General features: G+C 69.4%; 18 protein-coding genes. 12 read left to right on the top strand and 6 right to left on the bottom strand.

What is annotated here, in order from left to right:
- Positions 1-63: 63 nt before the first annotated feature.
- A complete protein-coding gene (locus GFK26_RS05225; protein WP_153281073.1) occupies positions 64-1302 on the top strand; it encodes a CaiB/BaiF CoA transferase family protein in 1239 nt (412 codons plus the stop codon).
- Positions 1303-1315: 13 nt separating this feature from the next.
- Here the strand turns inward: GFK26_RS05225 and GFK26_RS05220 are convergent, their stop codons facing one another.
- From GFK26_RS05220 to GFK26_RS05195, 6 genes are all read right to left on the bottom strand, one after another.
- Positions 1316-1573, bottom strand: a complete 258-nt coding sequence (locus tag GFK26_RS05220) for an acyl-CoA-binding protein (RefSeq protein ID WP_153281072.1) — start codon at positions 1571-1573, stop codon at positions 1316-1318.
- A gap of 81 nt (positions 1574-1654) precedes the next feature.
- Positions 1655-2503, bottom strand: a complete 849-nt coding sequence (locus GFK26_RS05215) for a hypothetical protein (protein WP_194274031.1) — start codon at positions 2501-2503, stop codon at positions 1655-1657.
- Positions 2504-2510: 7 nt separating this feature from the next.
- Positions 2511-3224 (bottom strand): TetR/AcrR family transcriptional regulator, encoded by a 714-nt coding sequence (locus tag GFK26_RS05210; RefSeq protein WP_153281071.1) that lies wholly within the window; start codon positions 3222-3224, stop codon positions 2511-2513.
- Positions 3225-3350: 126 nt separating this feature from the next.
- Positions 3351-3848, bottom strand: a complete 498-nt coding sequence (locus GFK26_RS05205; RefSeq protein ID WP_153281070.1) for a phasin family protein — start codon at positions 3846-3848, stop codon at positions 3351-3353.
- 92 nt (positions 3849-3940) lie between these two features.
- Positions 3941-4390 carry an acyl-CoA thioesterase gene (locus tag GFK26_RS05200; protein ID WP_099794665.1) on the bottom strand — a complete coding sequence of 150 codons (450 nt, stop codon included), beginning with the start codon at positions 4388-4390 and terminating at the stop codon, positions 3941-3943.
- A 98-nt stretch (positions 4391-4488) separates the two neighbouring features.
- On the bottom strand, positions 4489-5385 hold the full coding sequence (locus tag GFK26_RS05195; RefSeq protein WP_099794666.1) for a LysR family transcriptional regulator: 897 nt from the start codon (positions 5383-5385) through the stop codon (positions 4489-4491).
- Between the two features lie 131 nt (positions 5386-5516).
- On the opposite strand from GFK26_RS05195, the gene gtdA reads away from it, so the two are divergent.
- The 11 genes from gtdA (at position 5517) to GFK26_RS05140 (ending at position 17281) form a co-directional block, all read left to right on the top strand.
- The gene (gtdA, locus tag GFK26_RS05190) at positions 5517-6611 is read left to right on the top strand and encodes a gentisate 1,2-dioxygenase (RefSeq protein WP_153281069.1); all 1095 of its coding nucleotides are present in this window, start codon (positions 5517-5519) and stop codon (positions 6609-6611) included.
- Between the two features lie 73 nt (positions 6612-6684).
- A complete protein-coding gene (locus GFK26_RS05185) occupies positions 6685-7389 on the top strand; it encodes a fumarylacetoacetate hydrolase family protein (RefSeq protein ID WP_099794668.1) in 705 nt (234 codons plus the stop codon).
- A 16-nt stretch (positions 7390-7405) separates the two neighbouring features.
- The gene (locus tag GFK26_RS05180) at positions 7406-8629 is read left to right on the top strand and encodes a 3-hydroxybenzoate 6-monooxygenase (protein WP_153281068.1); all 1224 of its coding nucleotides are present in this window, start codon (positions 7406-7408) and stop codon (positions 8627-8629) included.
- Between the two features lie 55 nt (positions 8630-8684).
- A complete protein-coding gene (locus tag GFK26_RS05175; protein WP_153281067.1) occupies positions 8685-9665 on the top strand; it encodes a Bug family tripartite tricarboxylate transporter substrate binding protein in 981 nt (326 codons plus the stop codon).
- An 87-nt stretch (positions 9666-9752) separates the two neighbouring features.
- Positions 9753-10730: a Bug family tripartite tricarboxylate transporter substrate binding protein gene (locus GFK26_RS05170; protein ID WP_153281066.1), complete on the top strand. Its 978-nt coding sequence runs from the start codon at positions 9753-9755 to the stop codon at positions 10728-10730.
- Positions 10730-12097, top strand: coding sequence for an FAD-dependent oxidoreductase (locus GFK26_RS05165; RefSeq protein ID WP_153281065.1), 1368 nt, complete (start codon positions 10730-10732; stop codon positions 12095-12097). The genes GFK26_RS05170 and GFK26_RS05165 overlap by 1 nt, the downstream gene beginning before the upstream one ends.
- A gap of 54 nt (positions 12098-12151) precedes the next feature.
- Entirely contained in the window at positions 12152-12847 is a 696-nt protein-coding gene (locus GFK26_RS05160) for a hypothetical protein (protein ID WP_228121918.1), read from the top strand.
- 95 nt (positions 12848-12942) lie between these two features.
- Entirely contained in the window at positions 12943-13857 is a 915-nt protein-coding gene (locus tag GFK26_RS05155; RefSeq protein WP_153281063.1) for an acyl-CoA thioesterase, read from the top strand.
- A 43-nt stretch (positions 13858-13900) separates the two neighbouring features.
- Positions 13901-14509, top strand: coding sequence for a glutathione S-transferase (locus GFK26_RS05150; protein ID WP_153281062.1), 609 nt, complete (start codon positions 13901-13903; stop codon positions 14507-14509).
- 361 nt (positions 14510-14870) lie between these two features.
- A complete protein-coding gene (locus GFK26_RS05145) occupies positions 14871-15584 on the top strand; it encodes an SDR family oxidoreductase (RefSeq protein WP_099794676.1) in 714 nt (237 codons plus the stop codon).
- A gap of 239 nt (positions 15585-15823) precedes the next feature.
- On the top strand, positions 15824-17281 hold the full coding sequence (locus GFK26_RS05140) for a SulP family inorganic anion transporter (RefSeq protein ID WP_153281061.1): 1458 nt from the start codon (positions 15824-15826) through the stop codon (positions 17279-17281).
- The last annotated feature ends 11 nt before the right edge of the window (positions 17282-17292 follow it).

The raw sequence follows: 17292 nt of genomic DNA, 5'->3' as shown, positions 1-17292 counted from the left end.
GATTTCATAGGTGTTTTCCCGGCCCGACCCGACCTCCGGGGCGGCACGGCACACTCGGAAGCCATGACGCAAAGCTCTCTTTCCCCTCTGGCCGCGGGTCCGCTGGCCGGCCTCAAGGTCGTCGAACTCGGGCAACTGATCGCCGGCCCGTTCGCGGCGCGCACGCTGGCCGACTTCGGCGCCGACGTGGTCAAGATCGAACCGCCCGGCGCGGGCGACCCGCTGCGCACCTGGCGGCTGCTGAAGGACGGCACCTCCGTCTGGTGGCAGGTGCAGTCGCGCAACAAGCGCTCGCTGGCGCTCGATCTGCGCGAGCCCGAGGCGCAGGCCATCGTGCGCCAGCTCGCGGCCGAGGCCGACGTGCTGGTCGAGAACTTCCGCCCTGGTGCGATGGAAGGCTGGGGCCTGGGCCCCGACGAACTGCTGGCCGCCAACCCCGCGCTCGTGATGCTGCGCATCAGCGGCTACGGCCAGACCGGCCCGTACCGCGACCGTCCCGGCTTCGGCGTGGTGGCCGAGGCCATGGGCGGGTTGCGCCACCTCACGGGCGAGCCGGGCCGCGTGCCGGTGCGCGTGGGTGTGTCGATCGGCGACACGCTGGCCTCGTTGCACGGCGTGATCGGCGTGCTGATGGCCATGCAGCACCGCCACGCGACCGTGAGCGCCGAATTCCCGAAGGGCCGGGGCCAGGTGGTCGACGTCGCGCTGTACGAGGCGGTCTTCAACTGCATGGAAAGCCTGCTGCCCGAGTACGGCGCCTTCGGTGCGGTGCGCGAGGCGGCCGGCAGCGCGCTGCCGGGCATTGCGCCCACCAATGCGTACCGCTGCGCGGACGGCGGCTACGCCATCGTCGCGGGCAACGGCGACAGCATCTTCAAGCGGCTCATGGCCTGCATCGGCCGGCCCGACCTCGCGGCCGACCCGGCGCTGGCGGGCAACACGGGGCGCGTGGCGCAGGTCGACCTGCTCGATGCCGCCATCGGCGACTGGGCCGCGCAGCGCACGGTGACCGAGGTGCTGGCCGCGCTCGATGCGGCGCACGTGCCGGCCGGGCGCATCTACACCATCGCCGACATCGCGGCCGACCCGCACTACGCCGCGCGCGGCATGCTGCAGGAGGTGACGATGCCTGACGGCAGCGCGCTCGCGGTGCCGGGTTTCGTGCCCAAGCTGTCGCTCACGCCGGCCGGCCACCGGCGCAACGCGCCGGCGCTGGGGGCGGACACGGAGGCGGTGCTGAAAGAGATCGGCCTGAGCGCCGGGCAGATCGCCGCGCTGCAGGAACGCGGGATCGTCGGCTAGCCGGCGCGGCCGTTCAGGCGCGCAGGGATTCGATCAGGTCGATGTACTTCTGCTTGGCCTCGTCGGCCGTGGCGCCCTTCTGGGCAGTCCACGCGTCCCACTTGGCGCGCGCGACGATGTCGCTGAAGCTGGGCTTCTTGGCGGTGTTGTCGCCTTCGGTCGCCTGCTTGAACAGACCGTAGATCTTCAGCAGCGTCGGGTTGTCAGGGCGCTCGGCCAGCAGCTTGGAGTTGGCCTGGGCGGCTTCGAATTGGGCGTTGAGGTCGGACATGGCGGTCGGGAAGAAGGTCAGAAAACGCGCATCTTAAATGGATTGGTACCAAGTGGTACCAATTGCAGGCGTTTGGGCCTTTCAGTCCGTCAGCCCCGCCCGCGCCAGCTCCACATCCAGCCGCTCCCGCGCATCCGCCGGCGTCAGCGCCGCCGCCTTTTCATACAACCCGTTCGCCTCGCCCGTGCGCGACTCGCCGTGCAGCATCAGCAGCGCACGCGCGTACTCCATCATCCCGGCCGCCGACTGCGGGTGCAGCGCCAGCCCGCGCTCGAACAGCTCGATCGAGGTTTCGGCGCGCACGCCGTACGTCATGCGCCCGACCAGCGCGCCGACCTTGTCGATCACCTCGGCGTGGAAGGCGGCCAGCGCGAGGTGTGCGTCGCCGTGCTCGGGCTGCAGTTCGATCACGTGTTCCAGCGCGCCCTTGAGCTTGGTGCCCAAGCCCTGCGCCAGCGCGCGCGCCACGCTGATGCCCTGGCTGTAGCGGCCCAGCGCGTAGGCCTGCCAGTAGAGCGCCTGGCAGTTGTCGGGCTCGGCCGCGACCTGCGCGCCGGCGCGTTCGATCACCTGGCGGAACAGCGCGAGTCGCACGGCCTCGCGCGGCTCCAGGTAGTTGGCATAGATCGCGGTCGCCTGGTTGGCGAGCGCCAGGCCGTCGGGGCCGTGCCGCAGGCCGAGAGCGGCGGCGCGTTCGAACTCGCCGCTGTGGTACAGCGCCCAGCCTTCGGCTAGGGGCGCGTCGGCCGCGGGCGGCGGCAGCGCGTGGCCGGCGTGCAGGCGCGGCCAGTGCGCAAGCAGGCTGCGCGCGTCGTAGCGGGGCACATCGGGATAGGGAAGGGGCGTCCAGGGTTCGGTGCCGGCGGCGGCCGTGGCCGCGGCAGGGCCGGCGGACAGCAGCGAGAGCGGTTTGAAATCGGAGTGGGGCATGGATGTTCTAGGCCGCCATATCGACCGTCGGTGGCACGGGGCTGGGGGTGCTGCTGGCTGCGGCGTTTTCGCCGTTGTAGGCGTTGCTCAGCGCCAGCAGGTGGCGGCGCTGGTCGCGTGCGAGGTAGGGCGCGAGCAGGTGCAGCGTGTGGTGGCCGCCGCGCATCAGCGCGCCCTGCGCGTGCGCAGGCTCCAGCGCCTGGCGCGGGTTGCGCACGTACTCGTAGCTGAGCCAGTAGGTGAGCACGACGACCATGCTCTGGGCCAGCGTGTCGACCTCGTGCGCGTCGATGTCCAGGTGACCGGCGCGGCTCAGGCCGGCGATCAGCTGGCGGATGGCGCGCGCCTTGTTCTTGAGCACGAGCTGGAATTGGGTTTCCAGGTGCCGGTTCTTGCTCAGCAGGTCGTTGAGGTCGCGGTACAGAAAACGGTAACGCCAGATCAGCTCGAACAGGCTGTGCATGAAGAACCAGGCGTCCTCCACGTCGTGCACGCCCTCGCTGGCGTGCAGCAGCTCGTTGAGCTCGGCTTCGTAGCCTTCGTAGAGCTTGTTGATCAGCTCTTCCTTGGCGGGGTAGTGGTAGTAGAGATTGCCGGGGCTGATGTTCAGCTCGCCGGCCACCAGCGTGGTCGACACGTTCGGTTCCCCGAAGCGGTTGAACAAATCCAATGCGGCTTCGAGGATGCGTTGCGCAGTGCGGCGTGGCGCCTTCTTTGCCATGTCGGTGCCCCCGTGGTTTCTCTTGGTCTTGGGGGCACTCTAGCGCATGTGCGCTGCACCATGAACGGTGCGGGGCATGTTTTGCGGCGCTTAATTTTTGTGCAGTGCCGCAATTACAGAACGATGTCAGCCGGCCTTGGTGCGGCGCAGGGTCTTCTTGGCGGCGGGGGGCGGCGCGGCCTTGCGCGAGGCGGACTTGCGAGGTGCCGTGGCGGCGGCCTTGGCATCGCGCTGCTTGAGCTGGGCTTCGAGCGCCTCGATGCGGGCCTGCAGTGCGGCCACGTCGGCGGCCGAGGGCACGCCGAGTTTTTCGAGCGCGCGCGCCACGCGTTCTTCGAAGATGTTCTCGAGCTTGCCCCACTGGCCGGCGGCCTTGGTGCCGAACTCGCTGGCGAAGCCGGCCATGCGCTGCTGGGCCTGGGCCAGGGTTTCCTCGGCGGCCTGCTGGGTCTTCTTCTGCATGCCGGCGCCGTCCTTGACCAGCGCCTCGAAGGCCTTGCTGCCTTCCTGCTGCATCTTGGCGAAGGCGCCGAGGCCAGCGAGCCAGATCTGCTGGGCCGAGTCCTTGATGCGGTCGGTCTTGTCGTCGCTGGTGCTGCTGCTGTCGTCTCTGGAGGTGGCCATGCGGTGTGTTCCTTGGGATGCAATCGAATCGCATGACTCTAGCCGCCCGCGCGCCCCGTGGTTAGGGCGCGCCGCCTATCCCGCGCCGAGGATCAGGGCGTGCCGCCGGCGGCGCGGCTGGCATCGAGGTGTGACTTGGCGCGCTCGGCCAGCGCCATCTCGCCGGGCGTGCCGGGAATGAAGGGCTGCACCGGCAGCGGCCGGCCGTGCGAATCGACCGAGACGAAGACGATGAGGCATTCGGTCGTCTTTTCCATCACGCCGCCCTTCATGTCGCCGCTGCGCACCTCGACCGAGATGTTCATGCTGGTGGTGCCGGTGTAGGCCAGGCGAGCCTCGACCTCGACCAGGTCGCCGATCATGATCGGCCGGTGAAAGCGGATGCTGCCGATGAAGGCGGTGACGCAGTAGCGCTTGGCCCAGCTGGTGGCGCAGGCGTAGCCGGCCTCGTCGATCCACTTCATGACCGTGCCGCCGTGGACCTTGCCGCCGAAGTTGACGGTGCTGGGTTCGGCCAGAAACCGGAGGGTGATGGAAGACATGGGGCGCGCCTTTTCTCTGTGGGCAGTGGGTGGGGAGCCGCGATTATGCGAGCGCCCGGACGCGCTTTGGCACCCGCCCGTCGCCTTGCCGCAGGCGCTCAGCTGCCGCTGAACAGCTGCGCCAGCGTGCGGCGCAGCCAGGCGTTGCCCGGATCGGCATGAAAGCGCTCGTGCCAGTGCTGCTTGACCGCATAGGCCGGCAGCGTGAACGGCGGCGCCAGCACCTTCACCGGCTCCTGCGTGGCCAGCACGTTGCCCAGGATGCGCGGCACCACCACGATCAGCTCGGTGTGGGCCACGATGCGCGCCACGCTCAAAAAGCTCGACAGCCGCACCACCACGTTGCGCTTCAGGCCCAGGCGCGCGATGGTGGTGTCGACGATGGCATGCCCCGTGCCCGAGCTGGACACCACCGCGTGCGCCTCTTCCTCGAAGCGCTTGCGCGTGAGCTTGGCGCCGATGCGCGGATGGTTCTGCGCCGCCAGGCAGACGAAGTTCTGCATGAACAGCACCTGCTGGTAGAAGCCCGCGTCCAGCTGCGGCATGAAGCCCACGGCCAGGTCGACGTCGCCGTCCTGCAGCCGGCGGCCGCTGTGGGTGGAGATGATCTCGGTCTCGATGTGCACGCCCGGCGCGGCATGGCGCAGGTGGTCGAGCAGGCCGGGCAGCAGCACCACCTCGCTGATGTCGGTCATGCAGATGCGAAAGCGCCGCTGCGCATGCGCCGGCTCGAAGCTGCTGCGGTTGCCCTGGGCCTGTGCGAGCTGCGCCAGCGCCTCGCGCAGGTTCGGGTAGATGCGCTCGGCGTGCGGCGTGGGCTGCATGCCCTGCGCGGTGCGGGTGAACAGGCGGTCGTCGAAGTGCGCGCGCAGCTTGTTCAGCGCCGTGCTGGCCGCCGCCTGCGCCATGCCCAGCCGCTCGGCCGCCTTGGTGACGTTGCCGGTCTTGTAGACCTCGTCGAACACGGCGAGCCATTCGAGATCGAGTTTGGACATGGGGTGGGGCGGGGCAGAGCCCTGAAGGCGAAAGACACCATTATCGAAATTTCGAATTCCGTGTATTGGCACGCGGTCTTGAGCAAATAGTGGGGCGGGTCAACAATGCCGCCAACGGAGACACCGACCCCATGAACCCCGCTTCTTCCAGTGCCCCTTCCAGCGCGGCCGGCGCACCGGCCAACCTGGCCGAGCGCCGCGATTACTACGCCCGCATCCGTCCGCTGAATCTCTCGCCGCTGTGGGAGTCGCTGCACGTGCTCGTGCCGCGCGAGCCCAAGAGCCCCTGCGTGCCCGCGCTGTGGCGTTACGACGAGATCCGTCCGCTGCTCATGGAATCGGCCGACCTCATCACCGCCGAAGAGGCCGTGCGCCGCGTGCTGGTGCTCGAGAACCCCGCGCTGCCCGGCAACGCGTCGATCACGCAGTCGATCTACGCCGGCCTGCAGCTCATCATGCCGGGCGAGGTCGCACCGTCGCACCGCCATGTGCAGTCGGCGTTGCGCTTCATCGTGGACGGCAAGGGCGCCTACACCACCGTGGGCGGCGAGCGCACGACCATGCACCCGGGCGACTTCATCATCACGCCCTCGTGGGCCTGGCACGACCATGGCAACGAAGGCATCGAAGGCGTGACCGAACCGGTGGTGTGGCTCGACGGGCTCGACATTCCGATGCTGCGCTTCTTCGACGCCGGCTTTGCCGAGAACGACGACGCCAAGGTGCAGCACGTGGCGCGCCCCGAAGGCCACAGCCTCGCGCGCTTCGGCCACAACATGGTGCCGGTGCGGCACGACCACACCTCGGCCACCTCGCCGATCTTCAACTACCCCTACCTGCGCAGCCGCGAGGCGCTGGCGCAATTGCAGAAGCAGGAAGCGCCCGATGCCTGGCTCGGCCACAAGCTGCGCTACATCAACCCGCTGACGGGCGGCTCGCCGATGCCGACCATCTCGACCCAGTTGCAACTGCTTCCGAAGGGCTTCGCCGGCCGGACGCACCGCGCCACGGACGGCACCGTCTACAGCGTGGTCGAAGGCCACGGCACGGCCGAGATCGCGGGCCAGCGTTTCGACTTCGGCCCGCGCGATACCTTCGTCGTGCCCTCGTGGGCGCCGCTGCGCCTCGCGTCGCCGAGCGAAGACACCGTGCTCTTCAGTTTTTCCGATCGTCCCGTGCAGCAGGCCATGGGCATCCTGCGCGAAGCCTTCCTCGAAGACGCCTGAAAGCGCGGCGACCTTCTTTCCTTCCTTCTTTTCTTGTTTGTCTGATGTGCCGTCCCACGCGGCAGGAGCCTCCATGTCCTTCGTCTTCACGCCCCCTTCCATCGTCGGCCTGCCCATCGTGGGCTCCGACAAGCAGTTCCCCGTGCGCCGCGTCTACTGCGTCGGCCGCAACTACGCGGCGCATGCGCGTGAGATGGGCTTCGACCCCGACCGCGAACCGCCGTTCTTCTTCTGCAAGCCCAACGACGACGCCTCGGTCGTGCCCGTGGCCGAAGGCGCCACCGGCGCCGTGCCGTACCCCTCGCTCACGAGCAACTACCACTACGAAGCCGAGCTGGTGGTTGCCATCGGCAAGGGCGGCAAGGACATTCCGGTCGACCAGGCCGCCAGCCACATCCACAGCTACGCCGTGGGCCTGGACATGACGCGCCGCGACCTGCAGATGAAGATGCGCGAAGCCGGCCGCCCGTGGGAGATCGGCAAGGCCTTCGACTTCTCGGCCCCCATCGCGCCGCTGCGCACGCTGGCCGACGTGGGCGAGATCAACGCCGGTGCCATCACGCTCGAGGTCGACGGCCAGGTGCGCCAGAACAGCGACATCACGCACCTGATCTGGTCGGTGAACGAAGTCATCGCCAACCTCTCGACGCTGTTTGCGCTGCAGCCCGGCGACCTGATCTTCACGGGCACGCCCGAAGGCGTGGGCGCGGTGAAGCCGGGCCAGACGATCAAGGTCAGCATCGAGCGCCTGCCGTCGCTCACGGTCCGCATCGACTGAACGCCCTGGCCTGCGCATGACTCCCTCGAAGCAACCTCCTTCCGTGCTGCTCGTCGGCGGCGGCATCGGCGGCATGGCCGCCGCGCTCGCGCTCGCACGCCTGGGCGTGGCCATCGACCTGCTCGAACAGAGCGCCGTCATCGGCGAGATCGGCGCCGGCCTGCAGCTTGGCCCCAACGCCTTCGCGGCACTCGACGCGCTGGGCGTGGGCGAGGCCGTGCGCCGCAGCTCGGTGTTCACCGACCGGCTCGTGATGATGGACGCCGTCGACTGCACCGAGGTGGCCTCGGTGCCCGTCGGCGAGGCCTTCCGAGCGCGCTTCGGCAACCCGTATGCCGTGAGCCACCGCGCCGACCTGCACGGTGCGATCCACGAGGCCGTGAAGCAGCATCCGCTGATCCGCTTCCACACCTCGGCGCAGGTCGAGGCGATCGACACCGGCGCGCACGGCGAGAACGGCGTTGTGGCCGTCACGCGCGATGGCCGCCGCTTCCAGGCCGATGCCATCGTCGGCTGCGACGGCGTGAAGTCGGTGGTGCGCGCCCAACTCATCGGCGACGCGCCGCGCGTGTCGGGCCATGTGGTCTACCGCGCCGTGGTGCCCGCGGCCGACATGCCCGCCGACCTGCAATGGAACGCGCCCGTGGTCTGGGCCGGGCCCAACTGCCACCTCGTGCACTACCCGCTGCGCCACGGCGAGCAGTACAACCTGGTCGTCACCTTCCACAGCCGCGAAGAAGAGGAGTGGGGCGTCACCGACGGCAGCAAAGAAGAGGTGCTGTCGTACTTCGAAGGCGTGCATGCGCGCCCGCGCCAATTGCTCGACCGCCCGACCTCGTGGCGCCGCTGGAGCACCGCCGACCGCGACCCCGTCGAGCGCTGGAGCGACGGCCCGGCCACGCTGCTCGGCGACGCGGCGCATCCCATGATGCAGTACCTCGCGCAGGGCGCCTGCATGGCGCTCGAAGACGCGGTAACGCTCGGCGAGGCCGTGAAGGCCTGCGACTTCGACATGACCGCCGCCTTCCAGCGCTACGAGCAGGCCCGCATCGCACGCTGCGCACGCGTCGTGCTGTCGGTGCGCGAGATGGGGCGCCTGTACCACGCCCAGGGCGTGGAGCGCCTCGTGCGCAACAGCCTGTGGACCGGGCGCACGCCCGAACGCTTCTACGATGCGGTCGAATGGCTTTATGCCTGGCGGCCCGAGCACTGTTTGGGCGATGCGCCCATGCCGCGCTGACCCGCGTTTTTCTGCGATACCCCACCCACGAGGCCGAAGGCCCAGGAGACAACCCATGAACTTTCCGCGCGCATTGCTGACGACCGCCGTCCTCGCCCTGACCGCCGCCTCCGGCGCATGGGCGCAGGGCAGCGACTACCCGAGCAAGCCGGTGACGCTGATCACCCCGTTCGCAGCCGGCAGCGGCCCCGACGCGGTGCTGCGGCTGGTGTCCGACAAGCTCTCGCGCCTGTGGAACCAGCGCGTGGTGGTCGACAACCGGCCCGGTGGCGGCGGCTTCATCGCCATCGACCAGGCGCGCCGCGCCGCGCCCGACGGCTACACGCTGCTGCAGCTGGACAGCGAGCACATCGCCGCGCTGCCGCACCTGTACAAGTCGCGCAACTTCGTGACCTTGCAGCACTTCGACCCGGTCGCCTCGCTGTTCCGCACGCCCTTCTTCGTGGCCGTGGGCACCGAGTCGAAGTGGAAGACCATGGGCGACCTGATCGCCGCCGCCAAGGCCAACCCCGAAGCCATCGTCTACGGCTCGTGGGGCGTCGGCAGCCCGGGCCACCTGGGCGCGCAGCAGCTCGAGGCGCTCACGGGCATCCGCATGCGGCATGCGCCGTACCGCGAGGTGTCGCAGCTGTATTCCAACGTCGGCACCGGCGAGGTGCCGTGGGCTTTCGCGAGCATTCCGTCGAGCCAGGGCATCTACAAGGCCGGCAAGCTGCGCTACATCGCCGTGGCCGCGCCCAAACGCATCCCGCAGATGCCCGACGTGCCCACCATGGCCGAGGCCGGCGGCCCGGCCTCGCTGGAGGTCAATTCCTTCGTGTCGCTGCTGGCGCCCAAGGGCGTGTCGGCGGCCGTGAAGGCCAAGATCAACGCCGACGTGGCCAAGGTCATCGCCGACCCCGACATCCGCGCCCGCTTCGACACCTTCGCCTTCGAGCCGCTGGCCTGGTCGCCCGAGGAGATCGAGCGCAACGCCGAGGCCAAGTCGAAGGTGTACGGCGAGCTGGTGCGCCGGGGCAACATCAGCCTCGACTGACGAGCGCGCGCCTTGCCCTGGGCTCGGCGCGCCAGTTAAGCTGCCTCTCTTTGCATATTTGTTCACCTTTTTGACTGTTTTTTTCCCATGCACGCCACCAAGAGAGCCCTCCTGATCGCCTGCGGCCTGGCCGCCACCGCGGCGTTGCCGCTGTCCGCCAGCGCCGACACCCCCGCGTGGCCGACCAAGCCGATCCGCCTGCTGGTGGGTTTCCCCGGCGGATCGACGCCCGACATCGCGGCGCGCACCATCGCCGAGCCGCTGTCCCGCGCGCTGGGCCAGCCGGTCGTGGTGGACAACAAGGCCGGTGCCTCGGGCAACATCGCGGCCGACCAGGTGGCCAAGGCCACCGACGACCACACGCTGGGCATCGTCATCAACGGCAACCTCACGTCGTCGAAGATGCTGTACCCCAAGCTGCCGTACGACCCGGCGAAAGACTTCACGTACCTGTCGCTGATCGCCACCGCGCCGCTGGTGCTCGTGGCACAGAACAGCCTGCCCTCGGGCACCGCCTTCTTCGACGCTGCGCGCCAGGCCGGCGACAAGTGGAACTACGGCTCGGTGGGCGTGGGCTCGGTCGGCCACCTGGGCATGGAACTGCTCAAGAGCCGCGTGAACGGCTTCAAGCCGGAGCACGTGCCCTACCAGGGCAACCCGCAGGTCGTCACCGCCATGCTGGGCGACCAGGTGCAGATGGGCCTGATTCCGCCGGGCGTGGCCATGCCGCAGATCCGCGCCGGCAAGCTCAAGGCCGTGGGCCTCACGGGCGGGCGCAGCGCGCTGGTGCCCGAGATCGCCCCGCTGGCCGAGGCCGGCGTGAAAGACTTCAGCCTCGAGGTGTGGGTGGCGCTGCTCGGCCCGGCCAACCTGTCGAAGACCGCGCAGGCACGCATCAGCCGCGAGATCGAGATCGTCATGAAAGACCCCGACGTGCGCCGCAAGCTCTTCGAACAGGGCTGGCAGGCCGTGGGCACCTCGCCCGACGGCATGCGCACGCGCGTGAAGGAAGAGGCAGCCATCATGAGCAAGATCATTTCCACCCGCGGCATCAAGATCCAGTGATGACGACGACCACCGCGCAGCAACCACACACCCTGAACGAACCGGCGCGCGCGCTGCCGGTGTTCGGCGACTTCGACGTGGTCGTGGTCGGCGGTGGCCCCGCCGGCATTGCGGCCGCCGTGAGCGCCGCGCGCCACGGCGCACGCACGCTGCTGGTGGAGCGCTACGGCTTTCTCGGCGGCATGGGCACCGCGGGCGGCGTGACCAACTTCGCCGGCCTGTACGGCAAGCGCCGCGGCGAGATGACGCAGCTGGTGCGCGGCGTGGTCGACGACCTCATCGACCGCATCGCCGGCTTCAACGGCATGAACGCGCCGCAGAACGGCATGGGCGGGCGCATCTGCGTGCGCTCGTACGACACCTCGGCCTACAAGCTGGCCGCCGACCAGCTGCTCGAAGCGGCCGGCGTGCAGATGCTGTTCCACGCGTACGCCGCGGCCGTGCTGCACGACGGCGCGCGCATTGGCGCGCTGGTGGTCGAGACCAAGTCGGGCCGCCAGGCGATCCGCGCCAATGCCTTCATCGATGCCAGCGGCGACGCCGACGTGGCCGCCTTCGCAGGCGTGCCCTTCGAAGTGGGCGACGGCCACGGCAGCGGGCTGTTCCCGACCACCATGTTCCGCATCGGCCAGGTCGACGCGCCGGCCGCGCTGGAAGCGGTGGGCGAGTTCTCGGCCATCAACGACTTCATGGCGCGCGCCGAGCAGCAGCACCCGGGCAAGTACAGCTTTCCGCGCGAAGGCGCGATCCTGCGGCCCAACAAGGACCCGCGCGAGTGGCGCGCCAACGTCACGCAGATCCGCAATGCCGCGGGCGGCGCGATGAACGGCATCGATGCGCGCGAGCTCAGCGACGGCGAACTCGAAGGCCGGCGTCAGATCGCCGCGTACTTCAAGTTTTTGCAGGCCGAAGTGCCGGGCTTTGCGCCGTCGGCCATCGTGGAGATCGCGCCGCAGGTTGGCATCCGCGAGACGCGGCGCATTCAGGGCCTGTACGCGCTCGGCCGCGAAGACATCCTCGGCTCGGCCACCTTCGACGACACCATCGGCCTGAACGCCTGGCCGATGGAAATGCACGCCGACGGCCGCATCGAGTGGGCCTTCCCGCGCGACGAAGCCAACGCCTACAACCACCTGCCGTGGCGCATGCTGGTGCCGCAGACGGTCGACAACCTGCTGGTGGCCGGACGCTGCGCCTCGATGACGCACGAGGGCCAGTCGGCCGCGCGCGCCAGCGGCGGCTGCTTCGTGATGGGGCAGGCGGCCGGCACCGCGGCGGCCTCGCTGGGCAGCGGGCGCTTCGCGGCGATCGACGTGGCGGCGCTGCAGAAAAAGCTGGCGGCCGACGGCGTCGACCTCGACCGCTGAGCGCGGCGCGGCGCTAGAGTCCGGGGCTGGATGAACTCGAACCCCGGACACACCGTGCCTCTTTCTTCTTCGCTGTCGACCCCCGCGCGTCGGCTCTTCCTGGCGCTGGCCTGCGCCGCCTTCGGCCTGCTGCAGGTGGGCTGCGCCAGCACCCCCGAGGGCGACCCCGTCCACGGCAAGGACCGCGTGCTGAGCTTCGTCGCGGCCAAGGACGGCCGCAAGGTCGCCATTGCCGGCGACAAGTACCACTACGTGTTCGACGGCGATCCCTCCGTGGCCGCGCTGCTGCGCTGGGACGGCCGCACCAAGGTCACGCCCGCGCTCATCGGCGAACTGAAGGTCGCGCGCAACCAGAGCTTCGAAGGCCAGTACGTGCTGATGGCCTTCGACGCCGACCTGACGCCCGAAGACCGCAACTTCCTCGTGCAGACCGGCTTCGCGAAGGCCGAGGTGAAGTACGGCGACCGCACCGGCCCGGTGCTGCGCTACTTCGGCACCGTCTACGGCAAGCGTTATGCGGCGGTGGCGCTGAAGTCGGCCGACGAGGTCGATTTTTCGCGGCGCCAGTACCTGAAGTACGTCGAGCAGGAAACGCTCAGCGGCGCGTTCAGCCAGGCCGAGCGCTCGCCGCTGGTGTACGGCGCCGACGGCGCGATGCTGCTGGGCGGCGTGCCGGTGCGCATGGTCGATGGCGGTACGGATTACGGCTGCAGCCTGCGCCTGATGCTGGACATCTGCTTCTTCAAGTAGGCCTGCCGGGCGCTGCTGACCGGGCCGCGACAGCGCGCGGGCCCGGCCTTTGCTATCGTCGAGGGCTGCTTTTTTCGCCCAGAAATCTCCCTCCGATGACCCCCGAACCCGTCCTTGCCGCCCGCCTCGTTGCCGAACTCGTCGCCCTCATGCAGCTCGAACCGCTGGGCGGCGACCGCTTCCTGGCCCAGAGCGAGGACATCGGCACGCCCGCCGTCTTCGGCGGCCAGGTGCTCGGCCAGTCGCTCATGGCCGCCAGCCTCACGGTGGGCGCAGAGCGCCCGGTGCATTCGATGCACGCCTACTTCCTGCTGCCCGGCGAGCACGCGCCCATCGAGTACAGCGTCGACCGCGTGCGCGACGGCCGCAGCTTCACCACGCGCCACGTCGTGGCGCGCCAGCAGGACCGCATCATTTTCGAGATGTCGGCCTCGTTCCAGACCGTGGACGAGGGCGTCGAGCACCAGTTCGCCATGCCCGCGGTCGAAGGCCCCGACGGCCTGACCAGCGAGCTCGACCAGCGCATCGCGCTCGGCGACCGCCTGCCCGAACCCTGGCGCTCCAAGGCCATCCAGCCGCACGGCATCGAGTACCGGCGCGTCGACCCCGAAGACCTGCTGCGGCCCGAGGTGCGCCCCACCGAGAACCAGAGCGCCATCTGGATGCGCGCCATCGCGCCGCTGCCCGACGACCTGACCGTGCACCGCGCATTGCTGGCCTACGCCTCCGACCACGGCCTGCTGCGCGCCGCGATGCTGCCGCACGGCCTGAGTTTCATGAGCGGCCAGGTGCGCCCCGCCAGCCTGGACCACGCGATGTGGTTCCACCGCGATTTCCGCCTGGACGACTGGCTGCTCTACGTGGTCGATTCGCCCAGCGCGGGCGGCGCGCGCGGCCTGTGCCGCGGCAGCATCTACACGCGGGACGGCCGGCTCGTGGCGTCGGCGGCGCAAGAGGGGATGCTGCGCATCCGCAAGCCCGGTACGGCGCGCACGCCGATCACGGGCTGAGCGTCCTGCCTCTTTTTTCAACACTCACTCGCTCACTCCGACCATGAAGATCTTCTTCTCCCCCGCGTCCCCCTTCGTGCGCAAGTGCATGGTCGTGGCCCACGAACTCGGCGTGGCCGACCGCATCGAGAAGCTGCCCAGCGCCGCCGGCCCGGTGAAGCGCGACGCCAGCATCCTCCCCAACAACCCGCTGGGCCAGGTGCCGACCTTCCTCACCGACGACGGCCAGGTGCTGTTCGACAGCCGCGTGATCTGCGAGTACCTCGACACGACACACGGCGGCGGCCTGTTCCCGGCCACCGGGCCTGCACGCTGGGAGCGCCTGACCGAGCTGTCATTGGCCGACGGCATGACCGGCGCCGCGCTGCTCGCGCGCTACGAGACCATGCTTCGCCCCGAGGCGCTGCGCTGGACCGACTGGACCGACGGCCAGCTCGACAAGGTGCGCACCGGCCTCGAATGGCTCGAAGCGGCGGCGCCGTCGTTCGGCGAGCGCGTCGACATCGGCACCATCGCCTTCGGCTGCGCGCTGGGCTACATGGACTTCCGCTTTCCCTCGGTGGACTGGCGCGCCCAGGCGCCGAACAGCGCGAAGTGGTTCGCCGCGTTCAACCACCGGCCGTCGATGCAGGCCACGTTGCCGACCGCCTGATTCGCTGTTGCGGCCGTTGTTCAGGGCGACGCTCCCGCCGACGCGGTACCTTGCTCCGCGAATGTCCTCCGGCCTGCGGCCTCCCCCTTGATTTCGCTGCGCAAGGCACCGCATCGACGTGAGCGTCATCAGTGCGGTCGTTGATCGGCCAGCACCACGACAGCGCTCAGCGGGCGCAGGACACTGGGTGCTTCCCGCAGCGAAATCAAGGAGGAGGGCGAAGCCCGGGGGACATTCGCGGAGGGAAGTACCCGGTGGCCTGTGCACGCGCCCTGAACGCAACCCCCACAAAGCACGCGCCCCAACCCATGGGCCCCTCGCCACAATGCGGGTTTCGATTGAACGAACCCAAGGAGCCCGCATGCCTTCAGACACCCCCCAAAAAGTAGCCATCGTCACCGCCGGCGGCAGCGGCATGGGCGCCGCCGCGGCGCGCAAGCTCGCGGACGACGGCTTTCGCGTGGCCATCCTGTCCTCGTCGGGCAAGGGCGAGGCGCTGGCGCAGGAACTCGGCGGCATCGGCGTCACGGGCTCCAACCAGTCGAACGACGACGTCAAACGTCTCGTCGACCAGGTCATCGCCGAATGGGGCCGCATCGACGTGCTCGTGAACAGCGCCGGCCACGGTCCGCGTGCGCCGATCCTGGAGATCAGCGACGACGACTGGCACCGCGGCATGGACGTCTACTTCCTGAGCGCCGTGCGCCCCGCGCGCCTCGTGGCGCCGCACATGGTGAAGCAGGGCGGCGGCGCGATCATCAACATCTCGACCTTCGCGGCCTTCGAGCCCGACCCCGTGTTTCCGACCTCGGGCGTGTTCCGCGCCGGCCTCGCGGCTTTCACCAAGCTCTTCGCCGACCAGTACGCGAAGCACAACGTGCGCATGAACAACGTGCTGCCCGGCTTCATCGACAGCCTGCCCGAGAAGGACGTGTTCCGCGAGCGCATCCCCATGGGCCGCTACGGCCGCAGCGCCGAGATCGCCGCCACCATCGGCTTCCTGGCCTCCGAGGGCGCGGGCTACATCACGGGGCAGAACCTGCGCGTGGACGGCGGCATCACGCGCTCGGTCTGAATTGAGCCTGCAACGGCGCTCCCTACAATCGGCGCCCATGTGTTCCCGGATGCCCCGCTTCCCCATTCGCCGCCGGCAGTCGGGCTGCTCGCGGCCGACGCCTCCCTGACGCGGGCGGCGTGAAGCGCGGCGGCTCACGGCCGTTGCCATCCGCACGGAGGCCGCACGCCGGCCTCCTTTTCTTTTCCTGTTCCGCATCGCGGCGCCTCAGTGGCGCCTGCGGACTGTTGCCGTTTCCCATGTCTTCTACCCACAGTCGCCTGCGCACCGAGTGGTGCCCGAGCATTCCCCGCGAGCTGATGGCGGGCGCCGTCGCCACCTTCGCGCTCATTCCCGAGGTCATCGCCTTTTCCTTCGTTGCCGGCGTGGACCCGGCGGTCGGCCTCTTTGCCTCGTTCGTCATCGGCCTCGTGATCGCCTTCACCGGCGGCCGGCCGGCCATGGTGTCGGCCGCGGCCGGTTCGGTGGCGCTGGTGGCCGCGCCGCTGGTGCATGCGCATGGCCTGCCGTACCTGCTGGCGGCGGGCGTGCTCGCGGGCGCGATGCAGATCGTGTTCGGCCTGCTGCGGCTCGGCGTGCTGATGCGCTTCGTGTCGTCGTCGGTGCGCACCGGCTTCGTCAACGCGCTGGCCATCCTGATCTTCGCGGCGCAGATGCCGCACTTCATCGGCGCCAACACCGCGACCTGGGCCATGGTCGGGCTCGGGCTGGCCATCATCTACCTGCTGCCGCGCCTGACAACGGCGGTGCCGTCGCCGCTGGTGTGCATCGTGGTCGTGACGCTGGTGGGCCAGTGGCTGGGCCTGCCGCTGAAGACCGTGGCCGACCTCGGCCATCTGCCCGATGCGCTGCCTGCGTTCGCATTGCCCTCGGTGCCGCTCACGCTCGAGACGCTGCGCATCATCGCGTTGCCGGCCTTCGCGATCGCCATGGTCGGCCTGCTCGAATCGATGATGACCGCGAGCGTGGTCGACGAACTCACCGACACACCGAGCTCGAAGAACCGCGAGTGCAGCGGACTGGGCATCGCCAACGTCGCGGCCAACTGCTTCGGCGGCATCGCGGGCTGCGGAATGATCGGCCAGACCGTGAGCAACGTGCGCTACGGCGGACGCGGGCGGTTGTCGACGCTGTTCGCCGGCGCCTTCCTGCTGATCCTCATGGTGCTGCTCAAGCCCTGGGTGTCGCAGGTGCCGGTGGCGGCGCTGGTCGCGATCATGGTGATGGTGTCGGCCTCGACCTTCGACTGGGGCTCGCTGCGCACGCTGGTGCGGCATCCGCGCATGTCGAGCGCCGTGATGCTCGCGACCGTGGCCGTCACCGTCGCCACCGACAACCTCGCCGCGGGCGTGGCCGTCGGCGTGATGCTCAGCGGCGTGTTCTTCACCTTCAAGGTCGCGCGGCTGCTGCAGGTGCAGGCCGAAGTGGAAGAAGGCGGCACGCGCGTCTACCGTGTGACGGGCCAAGTGTTCTTCGCCTCGGCCGACATGCTGGTCGACGCCTTCGACGTGCGCGAGATCGACAGTGCACCGGTGCGCATCGACGTGACGCAGGCGCACTTCTGGGACGTCACCGCCGTCACCGCGCTGACCAAGGTGGTCGAGCGGCTGCGCAAGCACGGCAGCGTGGTGGAGGTCGTCGGCCTCAATCAGGCCAGCCGCGACCTGATCCTGAAACTCGACGCCGCGCCCGAATAAAACGAGCGCGG

Source organism: Variovorax paradoxus (assembly GCF_009498455.1).
Lineage (GTDB): Bacteria > Pseudomonadota > Gammaproteobacteria > Burkholderiales > Burkholderiaceae_C > Variovorax > Variovorax paradoxus_H.
Note: the sequence above shows the minus strand (reverse complement) of the source record. Positions and strands in the feature narration are given on the sequence as shown.

Excerpts from the sequence above, each read along its gene's own strand:
- GFK26_RS05225 (WP_153281073.1), top strand. The coding sequence starts at position 64 with ATGACGCAAAGCTCTCTTTCCCCTCTGGCCGCGGGTCCGCTGGCCGGC.
- GFK26_RS05220 (WP_153281072.1), bottom strand. The coding sequence starts at position 1,573 with ATGTCCGACCTCAACGCCCAATTCGAAGCCGCCCAGGCCAACTCCAAG.
- GFK26_RS05215 (WP_194274031.1), bottom strand. The coding sequence starts at position 2,503 with ATGCCCCACTCCGATTTCAAACCGCTCTCGCTGCTGTCCGCCGGCCCT.
- GFK26_RS05210 (WP_153281071.1), bottom strand. The coding sequence starts at position 3,224 with ATGGCAAAGAAGGCGCCACGCCGCACTGCGCAACGCATCCTCGAAGCC.
- GFK26_RS05205 (WP_153281070.1), bottom strand. The coding sequence starts at position 3,848 with ATGGCCACCTCCAGAGACGACAGCAGCAGCACCAGCGACGACAAGACC.
- GFK26_RS05200 (WP_099794665.1), bottom strand. The coding sequence starts at position 4,390 with ATGTCTTCCATCACCCTCCGGTTTCTGGCCGAACCCAGCACCGTCAAC.
- GFK26_RS05195 (WP_099794666.1), bottom strand. The coding sequence starts at position 5,385 with ATGTCCAAACTCGATCTCGAATGGCTCGCCGTGTTCGACGAGGTCTAC.
- gtdA (WP_153281069.1), top strand. The coding sequence starts at position 5,517 with ATGAACCCCGCTTCTTCCAGTGCCCCTTCCAGCGCGGCCGGCGCACCG.
- GFK26_RS05185 (WP_099794668.1), top strand. The coding sequence starts at position 6,685 with ATGTCCTTCGTCTTCACGCCCCCTTCCATCGTCGGCCTGCCCATCGTG.
- GFK26_RS05180 (WP_153281068.1), top strand. The coding sequence starts at position 7,406 with ATGACTCCCTCGAAGCAACCTCCTTCCGTGCTGCTCGTCGGCGGCGGC.
- GFK26_RS05175 (WP_153281067.1), top strand. The coding sequence starts at position 8,685 with ATGAACTTTCCGCGCGCATTGCTGACGACCGCCGTCCTCGCCCTGACC.
- GFK26_RS05170 (WP_153281066.1), top strand. The coding sequence starts at position 9,753 with ATGCACGCCACCAAGAGAGCCCTCCTGATCGCCTGCGGCCTGGCCGCC.
- GFK26_RS05165 (WP_153281065.1), top strand. The coding sequence starts at position 10,730 with ATGACGACGACCACCGCGCAGCAACCACACACCCTGAACGAACCGGCG.
- GFK26_RS05155 (WP_153281063.1), top strand. The coding sequence starts at position 12,943 with ATGACCCCCGAACCCGTCCTTGCCGCCCGCCTCGTTGCCGAACTCGTC.
- GFK26_RS05150 (WP_153281062.1), top strand. The coding sequence starts at position 13,901 with ATGAAGATCTTCTTCTCCCCCGCGTCCCCCTTCGTGCGCAAGTGCATG.
- GFK26_RS05145 (WP_099794676.1), top strand. The coding sequence starts at position 14,871 with ATGCCTTCAGACACCCCCCAAAAAGTAGCCATCGTCACCGCCGGCGGC.
- GFK26_RS05140 (WP_153281061.1), top strand. The coding sequence starts at position 15,824 with ATGTCTTCTACCCACAGTCGCCTGCGCACCGAGTGGTGCCCGAGCATT.